Origin of the sequence: Piscinibacterium candidicorallinum (genome assembly GCF_047549485.1) — a bacterium.
In the GTDB taxonomy this organism is placed as follows: Bacteria; Pseudomonadota; Gammaproteobacteria; order Burkholderiales; family Burkholderiaceae_C; genus Piscinibacterium; species Piscinibacterium candidicorallinum.
In genome coordinates this window covers 3274909-3295390 of sequence record NZ_CP180191.1, presented here as the reverse complement: position 1 = coordinate 3295390, position 20482 = coordinate 3274909, and the positions used below count along the sequence as shown (strand labels likewise).

The following is a 20482-nucleotide window of genomic DNA, read 5'->3' as shown; positions in this document are numbered from 1 at the left end:
GCGGTCAGTAGGTCATTGAGGCCGCATTCAGGATGCCCGCGGCCAGGGCGCAGACGCCCAGATAGATGCCGGCGGCGCTGCGACCGGCCGGAATGTCATGGATCAGGTTGGGCAGCATCAGGCGCACCAGGAAGTACACGAGCACCTGCACGACAAAGGCCACCCCGCCCCAGACGAGCATGTCCATCCAGTTGACGCTGTGGGCAATGGCCGAGGCCAGGGGCAGCACGTAGCCCAGGGTGGCGCCGGACAGGCTGGCAGCCGCCGCGGGATTGCCCTCGCGGATCAGCTTGAGCTCCGGGTAGGGCGTGATCTGCATGTAGACGATCACGAAGGTGATGGTGAGTGCCAGGGCCAAGCCCAGATGGATCAGGAAGGACGGCAGGCCTTGGAGGGAGGTCAGCAGCATGGGGGCTCCGATTCAGTTGCGGCGATTCTGGCAGTGTGGGGCCAAAGAGTAAAATCCCGCGTTTTCGACAATCGCTCCAGAACCCGCAGCACGATCGCGGAACCTGACCCACGCGGCATCCAGCGCGGGCGGTGTTTCAAGGGTTCGGGCACCCGGAGTCTTCCCATTCCCAGGCGCGTTGCCATGCGCCCCGAGGGCGGCGACACCAGCGCCGGCCCGGGGCCCCGCCAGCCCTTGTTCAGTGGCCGGCGGGTGCGGCACCGCTTCTGCCGGCCGGACTGCGAGTGCCGGCGCCGCTCAACCGAGGCCCTCATGTCCGTGACTGCACTGAACAACCCCTCCTTCTCCAAGATGGCCAACGCCATCCGCGCACTGGCCATGGATGCCGTGCAGAAGGCCAACTCCGGCCACCCCGGCGCGCCCATGGGCATGGCGGAGATTGCGGTGGCCCTGTTTGCACCGCAGTTCGGCCATATCAAGGTCAACCCGGCCGATCCGTCCTGGGCGGACCGCGACCGCTTCGTGCTGTCCAACGGACACGGCAGCATGCTGCAGTACGCCCTGCTGCATCTCACGGGATTCGATCTGCCGATGAAGGAGATCGAGAACTTCCGCCAGCTGCACAGCAAGACCGCCGGCCACCCCGAGGTGCACATCACACCCGGCGTGGAAACCACCACCGGCCCGCTGGGTCAGGGCCTGGCCAACGGTGTGGGCATGGCCCTGGCCGAAAAGCTGCTGGCCGCCGAGTTCAATATCGACGGTCACAACATCGTCGACCACCTGACCTGGGTCTTCGCCGGCGACGGCTGCCTCATGGAAGGCATCAGCCATGAAGCCTGCTCGCTGGCCGGCACGCTCAAGCTCTCCAAGCTGATCGTGGTCTATGACGACAACGGCATCTCGATCGACGGTGAGGTCAAGCACTGGTTCGGCGACGACACCGCCAAGCGTTTCGAGGCCTATGGCTGGAACGTGATCCGCGCCGTGGACGGCCACGACGTCTACGCCGTGGACGCCGCGATCAAGCAGGCCCGCATCAACGCATCCACCGACCGCGGCCCCACCCTCATTTGCGCACGCACCGTGATCGGCAAGGGCGCACCCAACATGGCAGGCACCGACAAGGTGCATGGCGCCGCGCTGGGCGACAAGGAAGTAGCCGCCACGCGCGAAGCCCTGGGCTGGGAGTACCCACCCTTTGTGGTGCCCGAGGACGTGTATGCCGGCTTCAGCCTGAAGGCCCGCGGCGCGGCCGCCCAGGCCCAATGGGACGCCCGGTTCGAAGCCTTCCGCAATGCCTTCCCGGAAAAGGCCCGCCAGTTCAAGCGCCGGATGGCCGGCGAGCTGCCGCGCAAGTGGGACGATGCCGTGCTTGCCGCCGTCAGCGGCATGATCGAGCGCGGCGAGACCATTGCGACCCGCAAGGCCAGCCAGCAGGCCATCGGCGCGCTGGTCGAAGTGCTGCCCGAGATGGTGGGCGGCAGCGCCGACCTGACCGGCAGCAACTTCACCGACTGGAAGGGCGTGGTGCCCGTGCGCCGCACCGAAGCGGGTTTCCAGGCCGGCCGTCACATCAACTGGGGTGTGCGCGAGTTCGGCATGAGCGCGGCGACCAACGGCATGGCCCTGCATGGCGGCGTGCTGCCCTTCTCCGGCACCTTCCTGACCTTTGCGGACTATTCGCGCAATGCCCTGCGCATGGCCGCGCTGATGAAGCTGCGCAACATCTTCGTGTTCACGCACGACAGCATCGGTCTGGGCGAAGACGGCCCCACGCACCAGTCGGTCGAGCATGTGGCCAGCCTGCGTCTGATCCCGAACATGGACCTCTGGCGCCCCTGCGACACCGTGGAGAGCATGGTGGCCTGGGCGGTGGCCTGCGAGCGCGTCACCGGTCCGACCTCGCTGATCTTCTCGCGCCAGAACCTGCCCTTCGTGAAGCGCGAAGGCTCGCCCGCCGAAGTGATGGCCCGCATCCGCAAGGGCGCCTATGTCATCAGCGAAGCGCCTGACGGTGTGGCCAAGGCCCGCGCCGTGATCATCGGTACCGGCAGCGAGATCGCCTTGGCCCTGCAGGCGCAGGCCCAGCTGGCCGAGGAGGGCATTGCCGTGCGCGTGGTCTCCATGCCGAGTACCACCACCTTCGACAAGCAGACCACGGCCTACAAGGAACTAGTGCTGCCCGCCGGCCTGCCGCGGATCGCGGTGGAAGCCGGTGTGACCGACTTCTGGTGGAAGTACGGCTGCGCCGCCGTGGTCGGCATCGACACCTTCGGTGAAAGCGCCCCGGCCGGCGTGCTGTTCAAGCACTTCGGTTTCACCACCGAGAACGTGGTGCGCACGGTGAAGGATGCGATCGGCGCCTGAGGGGGCGCACAGTCGCACAGAACAACTTTTGTCTTTGACTTTCGGAGAGCTTCAATGGCCATCAAGGTAGGCATCAACGGTTTCGGTCGCATCGGTCGCATGGTGTTCCGTGCAGCGGTGCAGAACTTCGCGGACGACATCGAGATCGTCGGCATCAACGACCTGCTCGAGCCTGACTACCTGGCCTACATGCTCAAGTACGACAGCGTGCATGGCCGCTTCAAGGGCGACGTCGCCGTGGACGGCAACACGCTCGTGGTCAACGGCAAGAAGATCCGCCTGACCGCCGTGAAGAACCCGGCGGAACTCAAGTGGAACGAGGTGGGCGCAGACATCGTGGTGGAGTCCACCGGCCTGTTCCTGGACAACGCCACAGCCACGGCCCACCTCACGGCCGGCGCCAAGAAGGTGATCATGAGCGCGCCGTCCAAGGACGACACGCCGATGTTCGTCTACGGTGTGAACCACACCGCGTACAAGGGCGAAGCCATCATCTCGAACGCCTCTTGCACCACCAACTGCCTGGCCCCGGTGGCCAAGGTGCTGCATGACACCTGGGGCATCAAGCGCGGCCTGATGACCACCGTGCACGCGGCCACTGCCACGCAGAAGACGGTGGACGGCCCCTCCAACAAGGACTGGCGCGGCGGCCGCGGCATCCTCGAGAACATCATCCCCAGCTCCACCGGCGCCGCCAAGGCCGTGGGCAAGGTGATCCCCTCGCTGAACAAGAAACTCACTGGCATGGCTTTCCGCGTGCCCACCAGCGACGTGTCCGTCGTGGACCTGACCGTGGAGCTGGAAAAGCCGGCCACCTACGAGCAGATCTGCGCCGCCATGAAGGCCGCCAGCACGGGTGCCATGAAGGGTGTGATGGGCTATACCGAAGACAAGGTGGTGGCCACCGACTTCCGCGGCGAGCCCTGCACCAGCGTGTTCGATGCCGACGCCGGCATCGCCCTGGATGACACCTTCATCAAGGTGGTGAGCTGGTACGACAACGAGTGGGGCTACTCCAACAAGGTGCTGGAGATGGTCCGGGTGATGGCGAAGTAACGGGCGCTTCAGTCGACCCGCCCAGCCAGGAAGCCTCCCGGTTCAAGCCTGCCGCGGAGGCTTTTTTCTGGCCGCGCTCACAGGGCTTTCCGCTTGTGGGAAGCCATTCTCCAGCCATTTTGGTCTGGGGAGCCGCATGAATCCTCAATCCACCAAACTAGGAACTGGTAGAAACCGTAGCGAGCGTGTCGAGTCGCGTGTGAGCAGCGCAGACAGTACGAGTAGTACGGCGACGAGTCTGCGTCATTCGGGAGCACGCGAATCGGCACGCGCAGTAGGTTTCTGGAAGTTCCTTTCGAATCGAAGCACCCGACGATGACGAAGACCGTACTCACCCTCAACGATGTGGCGCTGGCCGGCAAGCGCGTGTTCATCCGCAGCGACCTGAATGTGCCGCAGGACGACGCTGGCCACATCACCGACGACACCCGCATCCGCGCCAGCGTGCCGGCCATTCAGCAGGCCGCCCGGGCTGGCGCCGCCGTGATGGTGACCAGCCACCTCGGCCGTCCCACCGAGGGCGAGTTCAAGCCGGAAGACTCCCTGGCACCCATTGCCGCGCGCCTGTCCGAGCTGCTGGGCCAGCCCGTGCGCCTGGTGCAGAACTGGGTGGACGGCGGCTTCACCGTGGCCTCAGGTGAGGTGGTGCTGCTGGAGAACTGCCGCGTCAACAAGGGCGAGAAGAAGGACAGCGAAGAGCTCGCCAAGAAGATGGCCGCGCTCTGCGACGTGTACGTGAACGACGCATTCGGCACCGCGCACCGCGCCGAGGCCACGACCCACGGCATCGCGCGCTTTGCGCCGGTGGCGGTGGCTGGCCCGCTGATGGCTGCCGAGATCGAGGCGCTGACGAAAGCGCTCGCCGCACCCAAGCGCCCGCTGGTGGCGATTGTGGCCGGCAGCAAGGTGTCCACCAAGCTCACCATTCTCAAAAGCCTGGCCGAAAAGGTGGACCAGCTCATCGTCGGCGGCGGCATTGCCAACACCTTCATGGCGGCCCAGGGCCTGCCGGTGGGCAAGAGCCTGTGCGAGCACGAACTGCTGGCTGAAGCCCGCACGATCATCGACCTGATGGCCAGCCGCGGCGCCACCGTGCCCATCCCCACCGACGTGGTCGTGGCCCCGAATTTCGCGGCCGACGCACCCGCCACCACCAAGGCGGCCAGGGACGTGGCCGAAGGCGACATGATCCTGGACATCGGCCCGCAGACCACGGCCGCGCTGGCGGCGATGCTCAAGTCGGCCGGCACCATCGTCTGGAACGGCCCGGTGGGCGTGTTCGAGTTCGACGCCTTCGCCAAGGGCACCGAGGGCCTGGCCCGCTCGATTGCCGAGTCCCCCGCGTTCAGCATCGCGGGCGGTGGCGACACGATTGCCGCCATCAACAAGTTCGGCATTGCCGATCAGGTGAGCTACATCTCCACGGCCGGTGGCGCCTTCCTCGAGTTCCTGGAAGGCAAGACGCTGCCCGCGGTGGCGGCACTGCAGGCGCGCGCCAAGGGCTGAACCGCTCCAGCACATGAAACGCCCCGCGGATCCGCAACCGCGGGGCGTTTTCCTTTTCTGGTTCGGGCGTACGGCGTTGCCTACATCGACGCTGTAGTCCGATAGGGGTTGCCGCTGCGTGCGCACGCCTCGCATACTCGCGTGTCCAATTGAATGAAGCATCCATGAGCACCCGCGACACCAAGATTGTGGCCACCCTGGGCCCGGCCAGTTCCAGTCCCGATGTTCTCGAACGCATGATCCGCGCCGGCGTGGATGTGGTGCGCCTGAACTTCTCTCACGGCAAGGCCGAGGACCACATTGCCCGTGCGCAGCTGGTACGCGAGGTCTCGGCCAAGGTCGGCAAGGAAGTCGCCATCATGGCGGACCTGCAGGGCCCGAAGATCCGGGTCGGCAAGTTTGCCGAGGGGCGCGTGCATCTGGAGCAGGGCGCACGCTTTGTGCTCGATGGCTCGCGCACCGAACTAGGCGATGAACAGGCTGTGGGTCTGGACTACAAGGACCTGCCGCGCGACGTGAAGGCCGGCGACATCCTGCTGCTCAATGACGGGCTGATCGTGCTGAAGGTCGATGAAGTGCGCGGTGAGGCCATCCATACCACGGTGGTCATCGGCGGCGAGCTGTCGAACAACAAGGGCATCAACAAACAGGGCGGCGGCCTGACCGCACCCGCGCTCACTGCCAAGGACATGGAGGACATCAAGACCGCCATGGCCCTGCAGGCCGACTACGTGGCCGTGAGCTTCCCCAAGAACCGCACCGACATGGAGATGGCCCGCCAGCTGTGCAATGTGGCCGCCGCGGCCTACAAGCACAAGCCGGGCATGATCGCCAAGATCGAGCGGGCCGAGGCCATCGTGCCCGAGGTGCTGCAGAGCATTCTGGATGCCAGCGATGGCATCATGGTCGCGCGTGGCGATCTGGCCGTGGAAGTGGGCAACGCCGCGGTCCCCGCGCTGCAAAAGCGCATGATCAAGTTGGCCCGCGAGCAGGACAAGCTCGTCATCACCGCCACGCAGATGATGGAGTCCATGATCGTGAACCCGGTGCCCACGCGCGCCGAGGTGAGCGACGTGGCCAACGCGGTGCTCGACGGCACCGATGCCGTCATGCTCAGTGCCGAGACTGCGAGCGGCAAGTACCCGGTCGAGACGGTCGAGATCATGGCCAACGTCTGCCTGCAGAGCGAGCTGGCGGAGGAGATCGAGCTCGACGCCGACTTCGTCAACAAGACCTTCAGCCGCATCGACCAGACCATCGCCATGGGCGCGCTGTTCACCGCGCATCACCTCGGCTGCAAGGCCATCGTTGCGCTCACGGACTCCGGCTCCACGGCGCTCTGGATGAGCCGCCACAAGATCCACGTGCCGGTCTATGCCCTCACGCCGCGCGTGGCCGCGCAGCGCAAGATGAGCCTGTACCGCAACGTGCGCCCCATGATCATGGCCACCAGTTCCGACCGCGACGAAGCCATGACCCAGGCCGAGCGCCTGCTGATCGAGCGCGGCGTGCTCAAGAGCGGCGACACCTATGCGATCACGTGTGGTGAACCCATGGGCACGCCGGGCGGCACGAACATGCTCAAGATTGCTCGGGTGGGCGGCTGACCGTTTTTGGCTGAATGCTGCGGGCTGCGCAGCGGCTCTCCGCTTTTCTGGCGGGCCTCATGGCGTGATGTAGTTATGCCTATCGCGCGTCCGATTTTGATTGATCGCCGCATAGGCCCGTACGCTCGCTAGCGGTTCCTCAGCCGCGGTCGCGAGCCCTGCCCCCTGCGGCAGGCCTCGACGGCCGCATGCCGGCTTGGCTGGCTACAATTTCGGCATCTAAATCAAGGCCTTAGCGCCACTACGCCGCGCCGTGTAGTCGCCGTCGGGCCGATTGCCCCAGATCTGCCGTCCACCGGGTCGAGTCGGCCCGAACGCCGCCCGCTTTTTCATCCTCTCGGAGCCTTTCCATGCCCCTCGTTTCCATGCGCCAGCTGCTCGACCATGCGGCGGAACACAACTACGGCATTCCCGCCTTCAACGTGAACAACCTGGAGCAGGTCCAGGCCATCATGGAAGCGGCCAAGGAAGTGAACGCGCCGGTGATCATGCAGGCCAGCGCAGGCGCCCGGAAGTACGCCGGCGAAGCCTTCCTACGCAACCTGATCAGCGCGGCGGTGGAGAGCTACTCGAACATCCCGATCGTGATGCACCAGGACCACGGCCAGAGCCCGGATGTGTGCCAGGGCGCCATCAATCTGGGCTTTTCCAGCGTGATGATGGACGGCAGTCTGGAAGCTGACGGCAAAACGATTGCCAGCTACGACTACAACATCGACGTCACCCGCAAGGTGGTGGACATGGCCCACGCGATCGGCGTCACGGTGGAAGGTGAGCTCGGCTGCCTGGGCTCGCTGGAGACCATGAAGGGCGACAAGGAAGACGGCCACGGCACCGACAGCACGATGACCCGTGAGCAGCTGCTGACCGACCCCGAGCAGGCCGCAGACTTCGTCAAGCGCACCCAGCTCGACGCCCTGGCCATCGCGATCGGCACAAGCCACGGCGCCTACAAGTTCACACGCAAGCCCACCGGCGACATCCTGGCGATCGACCGCATCAAGGAAATCCACCGCCGCATCCCGAACACCCATCTGGTGATGCACGGCTCGTCTTCCGTGCCGCAGGACCTGCTGGCCGAGATCCGCAAGTACGGCGGCGACATGAAGGAGACCTATGGCGTGCCCGTCTCCGAGATCCAGGAAGCCATCAAGCACGGCGTGCGCAAGATCAACATCGACACCGACATCCGCCTGGCGATGACGGCCGCTGTGCGCAAGTTCATGTTCGAGAACCCCAGCAAGTTCGATCCGCGCGAGTACCTCAAGCCCGCCCGCGAGGCCGCCAAGCAGATCTGCAAGCAGCGCTACATCGAGTTCAACTGCGAAGGCCAGGCCGGCAAGATCAAGCCCCTGACCCTGCAGCAGGTGGCACAGCGCTACAAGGCGGGTGAGCTTGCGCAGGTGGTGAACTAAGCCACAGCGCTCTGGACTGAGGCCGATCCGCGCATAAAATCGCGCCTCAGACGCTAGATTCAGCGCGGCTGACGAGTAATTCGCAGCCGCGCTTTTCGTTTTGGCCCTTCATTTCGACCCTATGACAACGCTCTATCAATCCACCATCACTTCGCTGCCCCTGCTGGGCCGCGGCAAGGTTCGCGAGAACTACGGCATCGGCAGCGACAAGATGCTCATGGTTGCCAGCGACCGGCTCTCGGCCTTCGATGTGATCATGAACGAGCCGATTCCGGACAAGGGTCGTGTGCTGACGGGCATGGCGCTGTTCTGGTTCGACAAGCTGGCGCACATCATTCCCAACCACGGCACTGGCATTTCGCCGGAGACCGTGGTTGCGGCCGGTGAAGTGGATCAGGTGCGTGGCCGGGCGCAGGTGGTCAAGAAGCTCAAGCCGGTGATGGTTGAGGCGGTGGTGCGCGGCTATCTGGCCGGCAGCGGCTGGAAGGAGTATCAGGACAGCGGTGCGGTGTGCGGCATCAAGCTGCCTGCAGGTCTCAAGCAGGCCAGCAAGCTGCCCGAGCCGATCTTCACGCCCGCCACCAAGGCCGAGATGGGTGAGCACGACGAGAACATCTCGTTTGAGAAGATGTGCGAGATCGTCGGCAAGGACCTGGCCGAGCAGATCCGTACCGTGTCGATCCATCTGTATCAGGAAGCCGCCGACTACGCCGCCACGCGCGGCATCATCATTGCCGACACCAAGTTCGAGTTCGGGCTGGATGAGCAGGGTCGCCTGACGCTGATGGACGAGGTGCTCACGGCCGATTCGAGCCGTTTCTGGCCCGCCGACAGCTACCGCGAAGGCATCAGCCCGCCGAGCTACGACAAGCAGTTCGTGCGCGACTGGCTCGAGGCCTGGCGTGATGCGTCCGGCCAACCCTGGCCCAAGACCAAGCCGGCGCCCAGCCTGCCGGCCGACGTGATCGATGCCACCGCGGCGAAGTACCGCGAGGCCTACGAGAAGCTCACCGGAAAGGCCTTTGCATGAGTACTCCGCTGGTAGGAATCATCATGGGCAGCAACTCGGACTGGGAGGTCATGAGCCAGGCCGCGAAGATGCTCGAGGAGTTCGGCGTGCCCTATGAGGCGCAGGTGGTCAGCGCCCACCGCATGCCTGACGACATGTTCCGCTATGCCGAAGCCGCCGCCGGCCGAGGCCTGAAGGCCATCATCGCCGGCGCCGGCGGTGCGGCCCACCTGCCGGGCATGGTGGCCGCCAAGACCATCGTGCCGGTGCTGGGCGTGCCCGTGCCCTCCAAGTACCTGCGTGGCGAGGACAGTCTGCACTCCATCGTGCAGATGCCCAAGGGCATTCCGGTAGCCACCTTCGCGATTGGCGAAGCCGGTGCGGCCAACGCCGGCCTGTTTGCCGTGGCCCTGCTCGCGCGCGAAGACGCGGGCCTGGCCGAGAAGCTCGAAGCCTTCCGCGCGCGCCAGACCGAAGTGGCGCGCAACATGAAGCTCGAACCCCTCAAGTAGCCCGCACTCAAACATGAAGAATGGCTCTGGGAGCGCTTCTTCAGGCCAAAATGGCTGAGGAAGTCCGCCAGACAAGCGGAAAGCACTTCAATTCTCTTCACTGAAGCACCAAAGACGCCCATGAAAACACTCGCTCCCGGTTCCTGGTTGGGTCTGCTCGGCGGCGGTCAGCTCGGCCGCATGTTCTGCATGGCGGCGCAGAGCCTGGGCTACAAGGTGGTGGTGCTCGACCCCGCGCACGACGGCCCGGCCATCAGCGTGGCCGACGACCATGTGCTGTCCGACTACCTCGAGCCGCTCGGTCTGGAGAAGCTCGCCGCGCGTGCGGGCGCGGTCACCACCGAGTTCGAGAACGTGCCGGCGCAGTCTCTGGACTGGCTGGCTGATCGCAGCCAGGTCAGTCCGCGCGGCAACGCCGTGGCCATTGCCCAGGACCGCATCGCCGAGAAGGCCTTCGTCACCTCGCAGGGCATCGAGGTCGCGCCCCACCTTGTGGTGCGCACGGCCGACGATCTGGGCGAGAACGTGGCGCACCTGCTGCCGGGCATCCTGAAGGTGGCGCGCCTGGGCTATGACGGCAAGGGCCAGGCGCGCGTCAGCACCTTGGCTGAGGCCAAGGCCGCCTTCGATCAATTCGGCAAGGTGCCCTGCGTGCTGGAGAAGATGCTGGATCTCGCCTACGAGGTGTCGGTCATCGTCGCCCGCGCATCGGACGGCAGCATGGTGCATTACCCGGTGGCGGAGAACATCCATCGTGGCGGCATTCTGGCCATCAGCATGGTGCCCAGCCCGCAGGCCACGCAGGACATCGCCGCCCGCGCACTGACTGCCGCGCAACGTATTGCGCATGGCATGAACTACGTGGGCGTGCTGTGCGTCGAGTTCTTCGTGGTGAAGAATGCAGCCGGCGAGCTGCAGCTACTCGTGAACGAGATGGCGCCGCGCCCGCACAACAGCGGTCACTACAGCATCGATGCCTGCGTGACGAGCCAGTTCGAGCAGCAGGCCCGCATCATGGCCGGCCTGCCGCTGGGCTCGCCGCGCCAGCACCATCCGGCGGTGATGATCAACCTGCTGGGCGATGTCTGGAAAGACGAGCAGGGCCGCTTCCGCGAGCCCGACTGGGCCTACGTCCTGCGCGAGCCCAACGCCAAGCTGCATCTCTACGGCAAGGCCGATGCACGCTCGGGCCGAAAGATGGGCCACATCACCGTGCTGGGCAACACCGTGGCGGACGCGCTGACCGCGGCCAAGCGGATCGCCGAGCGGCTCGGGATCGAGCGGTTTTGAGCGGGTCATCCGCAGACCCAGCATCCCATGAATGACATCGAACAGGCCGCCCGGCGTATTGCCGCCGGCGAGCTGGTGGCCTTTCCCACCGAAACCGTCTACGGCCTGGGCGCCAATGCGGCCGACCCGGCGGCGGTGGCGCGCATCTACGCGCTGAAGGGTCGGCCGAGCACGCATCCGGTCATCGTGCACATTGCCGCGCCGCAGTTCGTGAGCCACTGGGCGCGCAGCGTGCCCGATTGGGCGCTCAAACTGATTGCCGCCTGCTGGCCCGGACCGCTCACGCTGATCCTGCCGCGCGCCGAGCATGTGAGCGATGCGGTGACCGGCGGTCAGGACAGCGTCGGCGTGCGCTGCCCCTCGCATCCGGTGGCGCGCGCTCTGCTGCTGGAGTGCCAGGCCCGCGGCGTGGTGGGCGTGGCGGCGCCCTCAGCCAACCGCTACGGGCATGTGAGCCCGACGCTGGCTGCCCATGTGCGCGAGGAGTTCGGCGACGCCGTGCCCATTCTGGATGGCGGGGCGAGCGAGGTCGGCATCGAATCCACCATCGTTGACTGCACCGGTCGCGAGCCGGTGCTGCTGCGTCCGGGCGCGATTACCCGGGAGGACGTGGCTCGGATCACCGGCTTGACCGTCCACGGCGCCACCCATGCCAGCCCGCGTGCCGCCGGGACCCTGCCCGCGCACTACCAGCCATCCACCGAAAGCCTCCTGGTTCCTGCGTCTGCCCTTGACGGGCTTGTGCGCACGGGCGACGACGGACGCGACACCGGGCTGTTTGCGCCGCATTGCCCGGCTGGATATGCAGGGGCCTTCCGCCCTGCGCCGGCGCAGGCTGCTGGCTACGCGCAGATGCTTTACGCCACACTGCGAGAGCTCGACGCGCTCAAGCTCAGGCGCATCTATATCGCTGCGCCGCCGGAGGGCTTGGCTTGGGAGGCCATTCGTGACCGTCTGGCGCGGGCGACTGCGCCAGTCTCCGCGCCCGGCGGACGGGCAACGGGGCGCTGATTCCGCGTGCGACGCCGGGCAGACGCGGCGGGTACGCCACACCGACTCCCGCATTCGTGGTGCCACGTTCGTGATTGCCGCGGCGCAGCATGCAAAGTGCTTGCCGCCACTCCGAGCAGCCTTTACGTTTAGCAACGGAAAAGCGAACGCTCGTTCGCTAGACGGACGCGCACTCGATCGCGGCGCCGTCCTCCGGCTTCCAAACCCTTTCCATACCGACGACGCAGACCGCGCGGGGATCGAGCGGCTGCAGACCTTGAGGAGACAACCGTGTCCATGAAGACTCTACGCCTGAGCGCGTTGGCGCTCTCTTTTGCCGCGTTCCTCGCCGCCTGCGGCGGTGGTGGTACGACCGCTCCGAGCGTGACGGCCCCTGCCGCTCCGCTGTTCACGCCGGGTGCTGGTGTACCCAACACGGTCGGCAGCTTCAGCCGCCTCGTGGTCTTCGGCGACAGCCTGTCGGATGGCGGCGCCTACTTCCCGCTGACCAGCGGCGGCGCAGCCACCAACGGCATCGGCGGCAAGTTCACGACCAACTCCGGCGCGGGCCCCAACGGCACGGTGGCCAACCCGCTGGCCAACGGCTCCATGGTCTGGCCTGAAATGCTCGCCACCAACCTGCGGATTGCCACGACGCCTGCCGTTGTGGGTGCCGCACTCGGCCCGGCCGGCAGCGCCGAGAACGTCGTGGCCTGCCCGGCCGCCGCAGCCGGTGCCGCCGCAGCGAACACCTGCACCAACTACGCCCAGGGTGGCGCACGCGTGAGCAACCCGCAGGGCATTGGTCGCCCCACGGCTGCGGGCGCTGGTGCATTGACGTATTCCATGGACCGCCAGATCACCAACCACTTGGCGCGCTTCACGAACTTCACGGCGAACGATCTCGTGTTCCTGTTCGGCGGCAACAACGACATCTTCGTGCAATTCAGCACCTTCGCAGCCAGCGGTCAGACCCTGGCCCAGGCGCAGGCCAACGTGCGCACCGCCGCCACGCAACTGGTCGGCCTGACCGATCGCGTGCTGGCCAACGGTGGCCGCTATGTGGCGGTGATGACGCTGCCCGATTCCTCGCGCACGCCGTTTGGCCGCTCGCTGCCCAGCGATGACGCCCGCTTCGTGCTCTCGGGTCTCGTGCAACTGTTCAACCAGACCCTGCTGGCTGGCCTGAACGGCAAGAACGTCCAGGTCATCGACGCCTACACGCTGAACAACCGCGTGATCGACAACCCGGGCACCTTCGGCATCACCAACAACACCACGCCCGCCTGCGACAGCGCCAAGATCAGCGCCGCCACCAGTGGCTCGATCACCGACGGCTCCTCGCTGTTCTGCAGCACGACGCTGAACCTCGGCCCCGCGGGCACCGGCACGCTGGCTGCAGGCGCAAGCGCCACGACCTATCAGTTCGCCGATGGCGTGCACCCGACCACCAAGGGTCACCAGGTGCTGACCGACGCCATTGCCGCCGAGATCAAGCGTTTCGGCTGGACCAACTGATCGCTGGTTGCTTCGCAAAGCAAGACGGCCGGGAGCGATCCCGGCCGTTTTCTTTGGGTTGACGCCCTTCAGCCCAGACGCAGCTTCATCAAGAGGATGAACAGCGCCAGTACCAGTGTGACGGCATTGGCGATGATGATCGGCCAGGCCTGCAGCGCCACACCGTAGCCCAGCCAGAGGGCCACGCCTGCGGTGAAGGTGGCATACATCGGCAGGGACAGCGAGCGCGTGTCTCGCGTGCGGATCACCTGCCAGGCCTGCGGGATGAAGGACGCCGTGGTGAGCGTGGCGGCCGCGTAGCCGATCCATTCGTAGGGGTTCATGCGGGGCAGTGTATGGGGCAAGCCCATGGGGCCGATTGGTATCCTTTCGCGCCTTGAACGTGACAGCGCCAGGCCCGATGCGGCCGCAGCGCTTCTGCAGAAAGCCCCGCCCATGATCCGCACCTTCGCCCTGGCTGCCGCCTGCAGCCTGAGTCTGTCGTTCAGCTTCGCCGTGCACGCCCAGCAGGCGCCCAAGCTCAAGGTCGGGCTCATGCTGCCCTACACCGGCACCTTTGCGCAGCTGGGCAATGCCATCGAGAACGGCTTTCGCCTGCACTTGGCCGAGCAGGGCGGCAAGTTGGGCGGACGCGAAGTCGAGATCGTGCGTCTCGATGACGAGAGCGACCCCGCAAAGGCCACCGACAACATCAACAAGCTGATCAACCGCGACAAGGTGGACGTGGTGGTGGGCAGCGTGCACAGCGGCGTGGCCATGGCCATGGCCCGTGTGGCCCGCGAGGCCGGCATCCCGATGATCGTGCCCAATGCCGGTGCGGCAGCCATCACGGGCAACCTGTGCGCCCCCAACATCTTCCGCTCCAGCTTCACCAACTGGCAGCCGGCCTATGCCATGGGCCAGGTCATGCGCGAGAAGGGCTACAAGCGCGTGGTCACCATCACCTGGAAGTACGCCGCGGGCGACGAGACCGTGGCCGGCTTCAAGGAAGGGCTGGAGGCGGGTGGCCAGAGCAAGGTGATCCGCGAGCTGAACCTGCCCTTTCCGAACAGCGAGTTCCAGGCGCTGCTGACCGAGATTGCCGCCATTAAGCCGGATGCCGTCTACACCTTCTTCTCCGGCGGTGGAGCAGTGAAGTTCCTGCAGGACTACGCTGCAGCCGGCCTGCGCAAGAGCATTCCGCTGTATGGCGTGTTCATCACCGACGGCACGCTGGAGGCCGCCGCGCCGGTGTCCCAGGGCATCGAGACCACGCTGCACTACAGCGATGATCTGAACACGCCGCGCAACCGCAACTTCCGTCTGGCCTACGCGAAGACCTACAAGCTGCAGCCCGATGTGTTTGCCGTGCAGGGCTATGACGCGGCGCAGATGCTCGCCACGGGCGTCAATGCCGTGAAGGGCGACCTGAGCAAGAAGGACGCCTTCACCGCCGCGTTGCGCAGCGCGCGCATTGACAGCCCGCGCGGTGCCTTCACGCTCTCCAGGAGCCACAATCCGGTCCAGGACTTCTACCTGCGCAAGGTGGACGGCAAGGAGAACAAGACGGTGCGCGTGGCCGTGAAGGCGCTGGCGGACCCCGGCCGCGGCTGCCGCATGTGACGCGGATGCAGGGCGTTCTCAACCTGGATGCCATCCGCGCCGAATTCCCGGCGCTCGCGCAGGACTTCGTCTTTCTGGACAACGCCGGCGGTTCGCAGGTGCTGGGCCGCGTGGCGGACCGCGTCCGAGACTATCTCCTGAACACGTCCGTGCAGCTCGGTGCGAGCTATGCGGTCTCGCAGGCGGCCTCCGAGCGCGTGCTTGAAGCGCGCCGCAGCGTCGCGCAGCTGATCAACGCGGCGCATGACGAGGAAGTCGTCATGGCCGGGGCCACCACCCTGCTGATGCACCTGCTCACCACGGCGATTGCACCGAGCATCCGGCCGGGCGACGAGATCATCGTCACCGAGACGGATCATGAGTCGAACGTGGGTGGTTGGATGCGCCTGCAGGCCCAGGGCGCGGTGGTCAAGCTCTGGCCGGTGAGCCGCGAGACCCTGGAGCTTGATCTCGCCACGCTGGACACGCTGCTCTCGCCGCGCACCCGCTGGGTGGCCATGACGCATGCGTCCAATGTACTGGGCACGGTGAACCCCGTGGCCGAGGTGGCGCGCCGCGTGCATGCCGTGGGCGGCAAGCTGGCCGTGGATGGCGTGGCCTACGCGCCGCACCGCCTGGTGGACGTGCAGGCCAGCGGCGCGGATGTGTATGTGTTCAGCTTCTACAAGGTCTTCGGCCCGCACTATGCGGTGCTCTGGGGGCGGCGCGAGCTGCTGCTGGGTCTGCCCAGCCTGAACCACTTCTTCATCGGCCCCGAGGTGCTGCCCTACAAGTTGCAGCCGGGCAATGTGAATTTCGAGCTGTCGTACGGCTGCATCGGGATTGCGGACTATTTGCAGCATGTGGGCTGCACACTCGGCGCCGCCGGGACGCCGCGCCAGCAGATGCAGGCGGCTTTTGATGCCTTTGCCGCGCACGAAGACGCTCTGGCCGAGCAGCTGCTGGGCTGGCTGCACGAGCGCAAGGGCGTGCGCATCATCGGTCGGCCCCGCGTGCAACAGGCCGACCGCATGCCGACCATCAGCTTCGTGGTGGCCGGCCAGCGCTCCGAGGACATTGTGCGTGCGGTGGATGCGCATCGCATCGGCATCCGCTTCGGCGATTTCTACGCCCGGCGTCTGGCCGATGCCCTCGATCTGCATGCGCATGGCGGCGTGGTGCGGGTCTCGATGGCGCACTACAACACGGCGCAGGAGATCGACCGGCTGATCCGCGCGCTGGATCAAGCGATCCACTGAACCTGAGGTCGCTACCAACATGGACCTCGCGTCCTTCCTGATCCAGTGCCTCAATGCCGTGCAGTACGGCCTGCTGCTGTTCCTGGTGGCTGCGGGGCTGACGCTGATCTTCGGCATCATGGGCGTGATCAACCTTGCCCACGGCAGCTTCTACATGATGGGCGCCTACCTGGCCTATGGCCTGGCGCCCTGGGTGAATGCGCACTGGTTCACTTCGTCCTTCGGTGGCGGCTTCTTCACGGTGCTGGCCATCGGCCTTGTGATCGCCGTGCTCATCGGCCTGCTGCTGGAATGGGCCTTTTTCAGCTTCCTGTACGAGCGCGAGTACCTGCAGCAGGTGCTGATGACCTACGGGCTGATCCTCGTGTTCGAGGAGCTGCGCTCCCTGCTGATCGGTGATGACGTCTACAGCGTGCCGGCGCCGGCGTTTCTCGCCGGCAGCGTGGCGCTGACCGAAGTGCTGAGCTACCCCGTGTATCGCCTGTTCATCAGCGCCGTGTGCCTGGCGGCGGTGCTCGGGCTGGCCTGGGTCTTCACGCGCACGCGGCTGGGCATGCAGATCCGCGCGGGCAGCATGAACCGCGAGATGGTGGCCGCGCTCGGCGTGGATATTCGTCTGCTCTATCGCCTGGTGTTTGCGGCCGGCGTGGCGCTGGCGGCGCTGGCCGGCATGGTCGCCGCGCCCGTGACCACGGCCTTTCCCGGCATGGGCCAGCAGATCCTGATCATCAGCTTTGTGGTGGTGGTGATCGGCGGCATTGGCTCGGTGAAGGGCGCACTCGTCGCAGCGCTGCTCATCGGCTTCGTCGACACCTTTGGCAAGGTGCTGCTGCCGCAGGCGGCCGGCGTGCTCGTATATGTGTTGATGGCAGCCGTGCTGCTCATCAAGCCGCAGGGGCTGTTTGGCAGCAGCATGGGCGGGGCAGGGAAGTGAAGCGCGGCTTCACGCTTCAAACAATCCTGCGCGCCGCGCCGCTGCTGATCGCGCTCGTGCTGCTCGCCATCGTGCCCTTTGTGTTCGGCCGCTACGGCACGGACCTCGCCGTGAAAGTCATGATCTACGCCATCTTCGTGGCGGGGCTGGATCTGCTGGTGGGCCGAACGGGGCTGGTGAGTCTGGGGCACGCGGCCTTCTTCGGCATTGCGGCCTATGTGGCCGTGCTGGCTTCGCCTGCCGATGCGCCGGGTGCGTTGATCGTGCTGCTGCCGCTGGCTGTGCTGGCCGCTGCCGGCTTTGCGCTTGTCACCGGGGCGCTGGCCCTGCGTACCCAGGGCGTGTACTTCATCATGGTCACGCTGGCCTTTGCGCAGATGGCCTACTACCTGTTCCATGACACGCCCCTGGGCGGTGGCACGGACGGCATCTACATGAACCTCAAGCCCGCAACGGGTGCGCTGGACTTGGATCGTGCGCCGGTGTTCTACGGCTTTTGCTTTGCGCTGCTGGTGGCCGTGCTGGTGGGGCTGGCGCTGGTCAATCGCAGCCGCTTCGGCCGCGCCCTGGCCGGCATCAAGGCCAGCGAGCAGCGCATGCGTGCCCTGGGCTTCAACACCTTTGCGTACAAGCTGGCGGCCTACGTGTTGTCTGCCGCAGTCGCCGGGCTGGCGGGATTTCTCTGGGCCGTGAAGGACGCTTACGTGAACCCCGAGATGCTCGGCTGGCACACCAGCGGCACGGTGCTGGTGATGCTGATCCTCGGCGGCCTAGGCAGCCTGCGCGGTGCCGTGCTGGGCGCAGCGGCCTATCTGCTGCTCAAGGACGCGTTCCAGTCCCAGGCGCTGATTGGCGAGGCCAGCAAGCACTGGCAGCTCTGGATGGGCGCCACGGTCATTGCCTGCGTGGCCTTGATGCCCAAGGGGCTGGCGGGGCTGCTGGACCGGCTTGCGCCCGCTCCAGGCCCGGACAATGAAGCACAGATCGAGCATTCAAGCGCTTCTTCAGGGCAAAGTGGCTGGAAAGCCGCGCCAGACAAGCGGAAAGCCCCGTCGATGGACGCCACGCTGCTGCGCGCCCAAGGCATCACCCGCCGCTTCGGCGGACTGGTGGCGGTGAGCGATGTCTCGCTCGAACTCAAGCGCGGCGAAGTGCACGCCGTCATCGGCACCAATGGCGCCGGCAAGTCCACGCTGGTGAACGTGCTCGCAGGCGAGCTGCCGCCCAGCGATGGCCGGGTCGAACTGCTTGGGACGGATGTCACGCGCATCGCGCAGCCGCAACGCGCGCGCGCCGGCCTGGGCCGCACCTATCAGCGCAGCACCGTCTTCGCCGACTTCACCGTGCTGGAAAACGTCCGCCTGGCCGCGCAGGCCGCAGATCCGGCGCCCTGGCGCATCGGCGCGGCCGCCATGCAGGACGCCGCACTGCTCGCGCGCGCGCACACCTGCATCGCGCAGGTGGGCTTGAGCGAGGTGGCGCAGCGCACGGCCAGCAGCATCTCCCACGGCCAGCGCCGGCAGCTTGAGATCGCCATGTGCCTGGCCACTGCACCGCAGGTGCTATTGCTTGATGAACCTCTCGCCGGTATGGGCGCCGAGGAAACCGAGCGCATGCTCGCGCTGCTGCGCTCGCTCAAGCCCAACCACGCCATCCTGCTGATCGAGCACGACATGGACGCCGTGTTCCGCATTGCCGACCGCATCACCGTCATGGTCGAGGGCCGCGTGATTGCCAGCGACACGCCCGCCGCCATCCGCGCGCATCCTGAAGTGCAGCGCGCCTACCTGGGCGAGGACTTCCATGACGCCTGATCACGCCGCCCAAGGCGCCAAACTCGCGCTGCTCGAGGTGCAGGACCTGCATGCCGGCTACGGCAGCGGCGATGTGCTGCAGGGCGTGAGCTTCCAGCTGGCTGCTGGTGAGAGCGTGGGTCTATTGGGGCGCAACGGCATGGGCAAGACCACGCTCATGAAGGCGCTCATGGGCCTGCTGCGTCAGCAGCGCGGTGTCATTCGCCTCGGGGGGCAGGACATCAGCGCCGCGCGCCCCGAGCGCATTGCGCGCCTCGGTCTGGGCTATGTGCCTGAAGGGCGGGGCATATTCGCCAATCTTTCCGTGCGCGAGAACCTGCTCATGGCGGCGCGAGCGCCCGCGCAGGGCGAAAGCGTCTGGACCCTGGACAAGACGCTGGCCACGTTTCCGCGCCTTGCCGAACGCATCAGCCATGTCGGCGGTCAGCTCTCCGGCGGCGAGCAGCAGATGCTCGCGATCGGCCGCGCACTGATGACCCACCCGCGCGTGCTGCTGCTCGACGAAGCCACCGAAGGCTTGGCGCCCCTCGTGGTGCGCGAGATCTGGCAGATCGTCAGCCTAATCCGCGAAAGCGGCCTGGCGATCCTGATCGTGGACCGCAACGCCCGCGCCGTGCTGGCGCACACCGATCGGGCGCTGGTGCTGGAGAAGGGGCGGGTGGCGCTTGAAGGGCGCTCGGCCGAGCTGGCGCGGAATACGGATGCGCTGGAGCGCCTGCTCGGTGTCTGAAGGCGCCTGAACTACGCCTTCTTCGCGTAGACGATCTTCTTCTTTCCCCCCTCGCAGCTGCCCACGACCTTCTTGTCGCCCGCCTGATCGGCCGGGACGACCTCGAGCGTGTAGTTCTTCACGCCCTTGGCGTCGAGCTTGGCGGCGATTTCGGTCTTGAGTTCCTCGCAGGGCTTGGCCAGCACCTGGGGCGCGAGGGTCAGTGCGGCGATGAGCAGGGCGATGTGTTTCATGTGTGCCTCCGTGGCGGGTACCGGTCGAGTGTATGCAGCGCCCTGCGCTGACGCGGCTCGCGCAAACGCGGGACGCTTCGAGCCGACTGCCGATTCGGCGCGCTCATCAACAGCACCGAAGCCCGAAGGGGCCGACATACCGTGTCGAGGGCGCGCGGCCACCCGCTGAGTCGCGACACGCGCGTCGACCAGGGCGCCATCACCGCACAGCGGTATGGCGATTGCCAAGACTCACCTGACGCTACACCC

Annotated in this window: 18 protein-coding genes; 15 read left to right on the top strand and 3 right to left on the bottom strand. The window is 66.3% G+C overall.

Annotation, left to right across the window (positions count from 1 at the left end; translation table 11 throughout):
* Positions 1-4: 4 nt before the first annotated feature.
* Positions 5-409, bottom strand: a complete 405-nt coding sequence (locus tag ACMDW7_RS14845) for a DUF350 domain-containing protein (protein ID WP_377303047.1) — start codon at positions 407-409, stop codon at positions 5-7.
* A 312-nt stretch (positions 410-721) separates the two neighbouring features.
* Between ACMDW7_RS14845 and tkt the strand changes: the two genes are divergently transcribed.
* The 10 genes from tkt to ACMDW7_RS14795 all read left to right on the top strand — a co-directional run bounded on the left by tkt (position 722) and on the right by ACMDW7_RS14795 (position 13682).
* Entirely contained in the window at positions 722-2779 is a 2058-nt protein-coding gene (gene tkt, locus ACMDW7_RS14840; RefSeq protein WP_377303049.1) for a transketolase, read from the top strand.
* 54 nt (positions 2780-2833) lie between these two features.
* Positions 2834-3835: a type I glyceraldehyde-3-phosphate dehydrogenase gene (gene gap, locus ACMDW7_RS14835; protein ID WP_377303051.1), complete on the top strand. Its 1002-nt coding sequence runs from the start codon at positions 2834-2836 to the stop codon at positions 3833-3835.
* 315 nt (positions 3836-4150) lie between these two features.
* The gene (locus tag ACMDW7_RS14830) at positions 4151-5341 is read left to right on the top strand and encodes a phosphoglycerate kinase (protein WP_377303053.1); all 1191 of its coding nucleotides are present in this window, start codon (positions 4151-4153) and stop codon (positions 5339-5341) included.
* A gap of 164 nt (positions 5342-5505) precedes the next feature.
* A complete protein-coding gene (pyk, locus tag ACMDW7_RS14825) occupies positions 5506-6948 on the top strand; it encodes a pyruvate kinase (RefSeq protein ID WP_377303055.1) in 1443 nt (480 codons plus the stop codon).
* Between the two features lie 350 nt (positions 6949-7298).
* Positions 7299-8363 (top strand): class II fructose-bisphosphate aldolase, encoded by a 1065-nt coding sequence (fba, locus tag ACMDW7_RS14820; protein WP_377303057.1) that lies wholly within the window; start codon positions 7299-7301, stop codon positions 8361-8363.
* 121 nt (positions 8364-8484) lie between these two features.
* Positions 8485-9393 carry a phosphoribosylaminoimidazolesuccinocarboxamide synthase gene (locus ACMDW7_RS14815; RefSeq protein ID WP_377303059.1) on the top strand — a complete coding sequence of 303 codons (909 nt, stop codon included), beginning with the start codon at positions 8485-8487 and terminating at the stop codon, positions 9391-9393.
* Complete coding sequence (gene purE, locus ACMDW7_RS14810; protein ID WP_377303061.1) at positions 9390-9884, top strand: 5-(carboxyamino)imidazole ribonucleotide mutase; 495 nt, start codon at positions 9390-9392, stop codon at positions 9882-9884. The genes ACMDW7_RS14815 and purE overlap by 4 nt, the downstream gene beginning before the upstream one ends.
* A gap of 120 nt (positions 9885-10004) precedes the next feature.
* Positions 10005-11174 (top strand): 5-(carboxyamino)imidazole ribonucleotide synthase, encoded by a 1170-nt coding sequence (locus ACMDW7_RS14805; protein WP_377303063.1) that lies wholly within the window; start codon positions 10005-10007, stop codon positions 11172-11174.
* 27 nt (positions 11175-11201) lie between these two features.
* The gene (locus ACMDW7_RS14800; protein ID WP_377303064.1) at positions 11202-12185 is read left to right on the top strand and encodes an L-threonylcarbamoyladenylate synthase; all 984 of its coding nucleotides are present in this window, start codon (positions 11202-11204) and stop codon (positions 12183-12185) included.
* 276 nt (positions 12186-12461) lie between these two features.
* Positions 12462-13682, top strand: a complete 1221-nt coding sequence (locus ACMDW7_RS14795; protein WP_377304254.1) for an SGNH/GDSL hydrolase family protein — start codon at positions 12462-12464, stop codon at positions 13680-13682.
* Between the two features lie 68 nt (positions 13683-13750).
* Here ACMDW7_RS14795 and ACMDW7_RS14790 read toward each other — a convergent pair whose 3' ends face one another.
* Positions 13751-14005, bottom strand: a complete 255-nt coding sequence (locus ACMDW7_RS14790; RefSeq protein WP_377303066.1) for a SemiSWEET transporter — start codon at positions 14003-14005, stop codon at positions 13751-13753.
* Between the two features lie 112 nt (positions 14006-14117).
* On the opposite strand from ACMDW7_RS14790, the gene ACMDW7_RS14785 reads away from it, so the two are divergent.
* Genes ACMDW7_RS14785 through ACMDW7_RS14765 form a run of 5 tightly spaced genes read left to right on the top strand, consistent with a single transcriptional unit; the run spans position 14118 to position 20000 of the window.
* Positions 14118-15284: an ABC transporter substrate-binding protein gene (locus tag ACMDW7_RS14785; protein WP_377303068.1), complete on the top strand. Its 1167-nt coding sequence runs from the start codon at positions 14118-14120 to the stop codon at positions 15282-15284.
* A 5-nt stretch (positions 15285-15289) separates the two neighbouring features.
* A complete protein-coding gene (locus tag ACMDW7_RS14780; protein ID WP_377303070.1) occupies positions 15290-16522 on the top strand; it encodes a cysteine desulfurase-like protein in 1233 nt (410 codons plus the stop codon).
* Between the two features lie 19 nt (positions 16523-16541).
* On the top strand, positions 16542-17456 hold the full coding sequence (locus ACMDW7_RS14775; protein ID WP_377303072.1) for a branched-chain amino acid ABC transporter permease: 915 nt from the start codon (positions 16542-16544) through the stop codon (positions 17454-17456).
* Positions 17453-19270 (top strand): ABC transporter permease subunit, encoded by a 1818-nt coding sequence (locus ACMDW7_RS14770; protein ID WP_377303074.1) that lies wholly within the window; start codon positions 17453-17455, stop codon positions 19268-19270. The genes ACMDW7_RS14775 and ACMDW7_RS14770 overlap by 4 nt, the downstream gene beginning before the upstream one ends.
* A complete protein-coding gene (locus tag ACMDW7_RS14765; protein WP_377303076.1) occupies positions 19260-20000 on the top strand; it encodes an ABC transporter ATP-binding protein in 741 nt (246 codons plus the stop codon). The genes ACMDW7_RS14770 and ACMDW7_RS14765 overlap by 11 nt, the downstream gene beginning before the upstream one ends.
* Before the next feature lie 11 nt (positions 20001-20011).
* Here ACMDW7_RS14765 and ACMDW7_RS14760 read toward each other — a convergent pair whose 3' ends face one another.
* Positions 20012-20233 carry a DUF1161 domain-containing protein gene (locus tag ACMDW7_RS14760; protein WP_377303078.1) on the bottom strand — a complete coding sequence of 74 codons (222 nt, stop codon included), beginning with the start codon at positions 20231-20233 and terminating at the stop codon, positions 20012-20014.
* Between the last annotated feature and the right edge of the window lie 249 nt (positions 20234-20482).

Bases quoted from the DNA above. Each gene is read 5' to 3' on its own strand.
- ACMDW7_RS14845 (WP_377303047.1), bottom strand. From the start codon at position 409: ATGCTGCTGACCTCCCTCCAAGGCCTGCCGTCCTTCCTGATCCATCTG.
- tkt (WP_377303049.1), top strand. From the start codon at position 722: ATGTCCGTGACTGCACTGAACAACCCCTCCTTCTCCAAGATGGCCAAC.
- gap (WP_377303051.1), top strand. From the start codon at position 2,834: ATGGCCATCAAGGTAGGCATCAACGGTTTCGGTCGCATCGGTCGCATG.
- ACMDW7_RS14830 (WP_377303053.1), top strand. From the start codon at position 4,151: ATGACGAAGACCGTACTCACCCTCAACGATGTGGCGCTGGCCGGCAAG.
- pyk (WP_377303055.1), top strand. From the start codon at position 5,506: ATGAGCACCCGCGACACCAAGATTGTGGCCACCCTGGGCCCGGCCAGT.
- fba (WP_377303057.1), top strand. From the start codon at position 7,299: ATGCCCCTCGTTTCCATGCGCCAGCTGCTCGACCATGCGGCGGAACAC.
- ACMDW7_RS14815 (WP_377303059.1), top strand. From the start codon at position 8,485: ATGACAACGCTCTATCAATCCACCATCACTTCGCTGCCCCTGCTGGGC.
- purE (WP_377303061.1), top strand. From the start codon at position 9,390: ATGAGTACTCCGCTGGTAGGAATCATCATGGGCAGCAACTCGGACTGG.
- ACMDW7_RS14805 (WP_377303063.1), top strand. From the start codon at position 10,005: ATGAAAACACTCGCTCCCGGTTCCTGGTTGGGTCTGCTCGGCGGCGGT.
- ACMDW7_RS14800 (WP_377303064.1), top strand. From the start codon at position 11,202: ATGAATGACATCGAACAGGCCGCCCGGCGTATTGCCGCCGGCGAGCTG.
- ACMDW7_RS14795 (WP_377304254.1), top strand. From the start codon at position 12,462: ATGAAGACTCTACGCCTGAGCGCGTTGGCGCTCTCTTTTGCCGCGTTC.
- ACMDW7_RS14790 (WP_377303066.1), bottom strand. From the start codon at position 14,005: ATGAACCCCTACGAATGGATCGGCTACGCGGCCGCCACGCTCACCACG.
- ACMDW7_RS14785 (WP_377303068.1), top strand. From the start codon at position 14,118: ATGATCCGCACCTTCGCCCTGGCTGCCGCCTGCAGCCTGAGTCTGTCG.
- ACMDW7_RS14780 (WP_377303070.1), top strand. From the start codon at position 15,290: ATGCAGGGCGTTCTCAACCTGGATGCCATCCGCGCCGAATTCCCGGCG.
- ACMDW7_RS14775 (WP_377303072.1), top strand. From the start codon at position 16,542: ATGGACCTCGCGTCCTTCCTGATCCAGTGCCTCAATGCCGTGCAGTAC.
- ACMDW7_RS14765 (WP_377303076.1), top strand. From the start codon at position 19,260: ATGACGCCTGATCACGCCGCCCAAGGCGCCAAACTCGCGCTGCTCGAG.
- ACMDW7_RS14760 (WP_377303078.1), bottom strand. From the start codon at position 20,233: ATGAAACACATCGCCCTGCTCATCGCCGCACTGACCCTCGCGCCCCAG.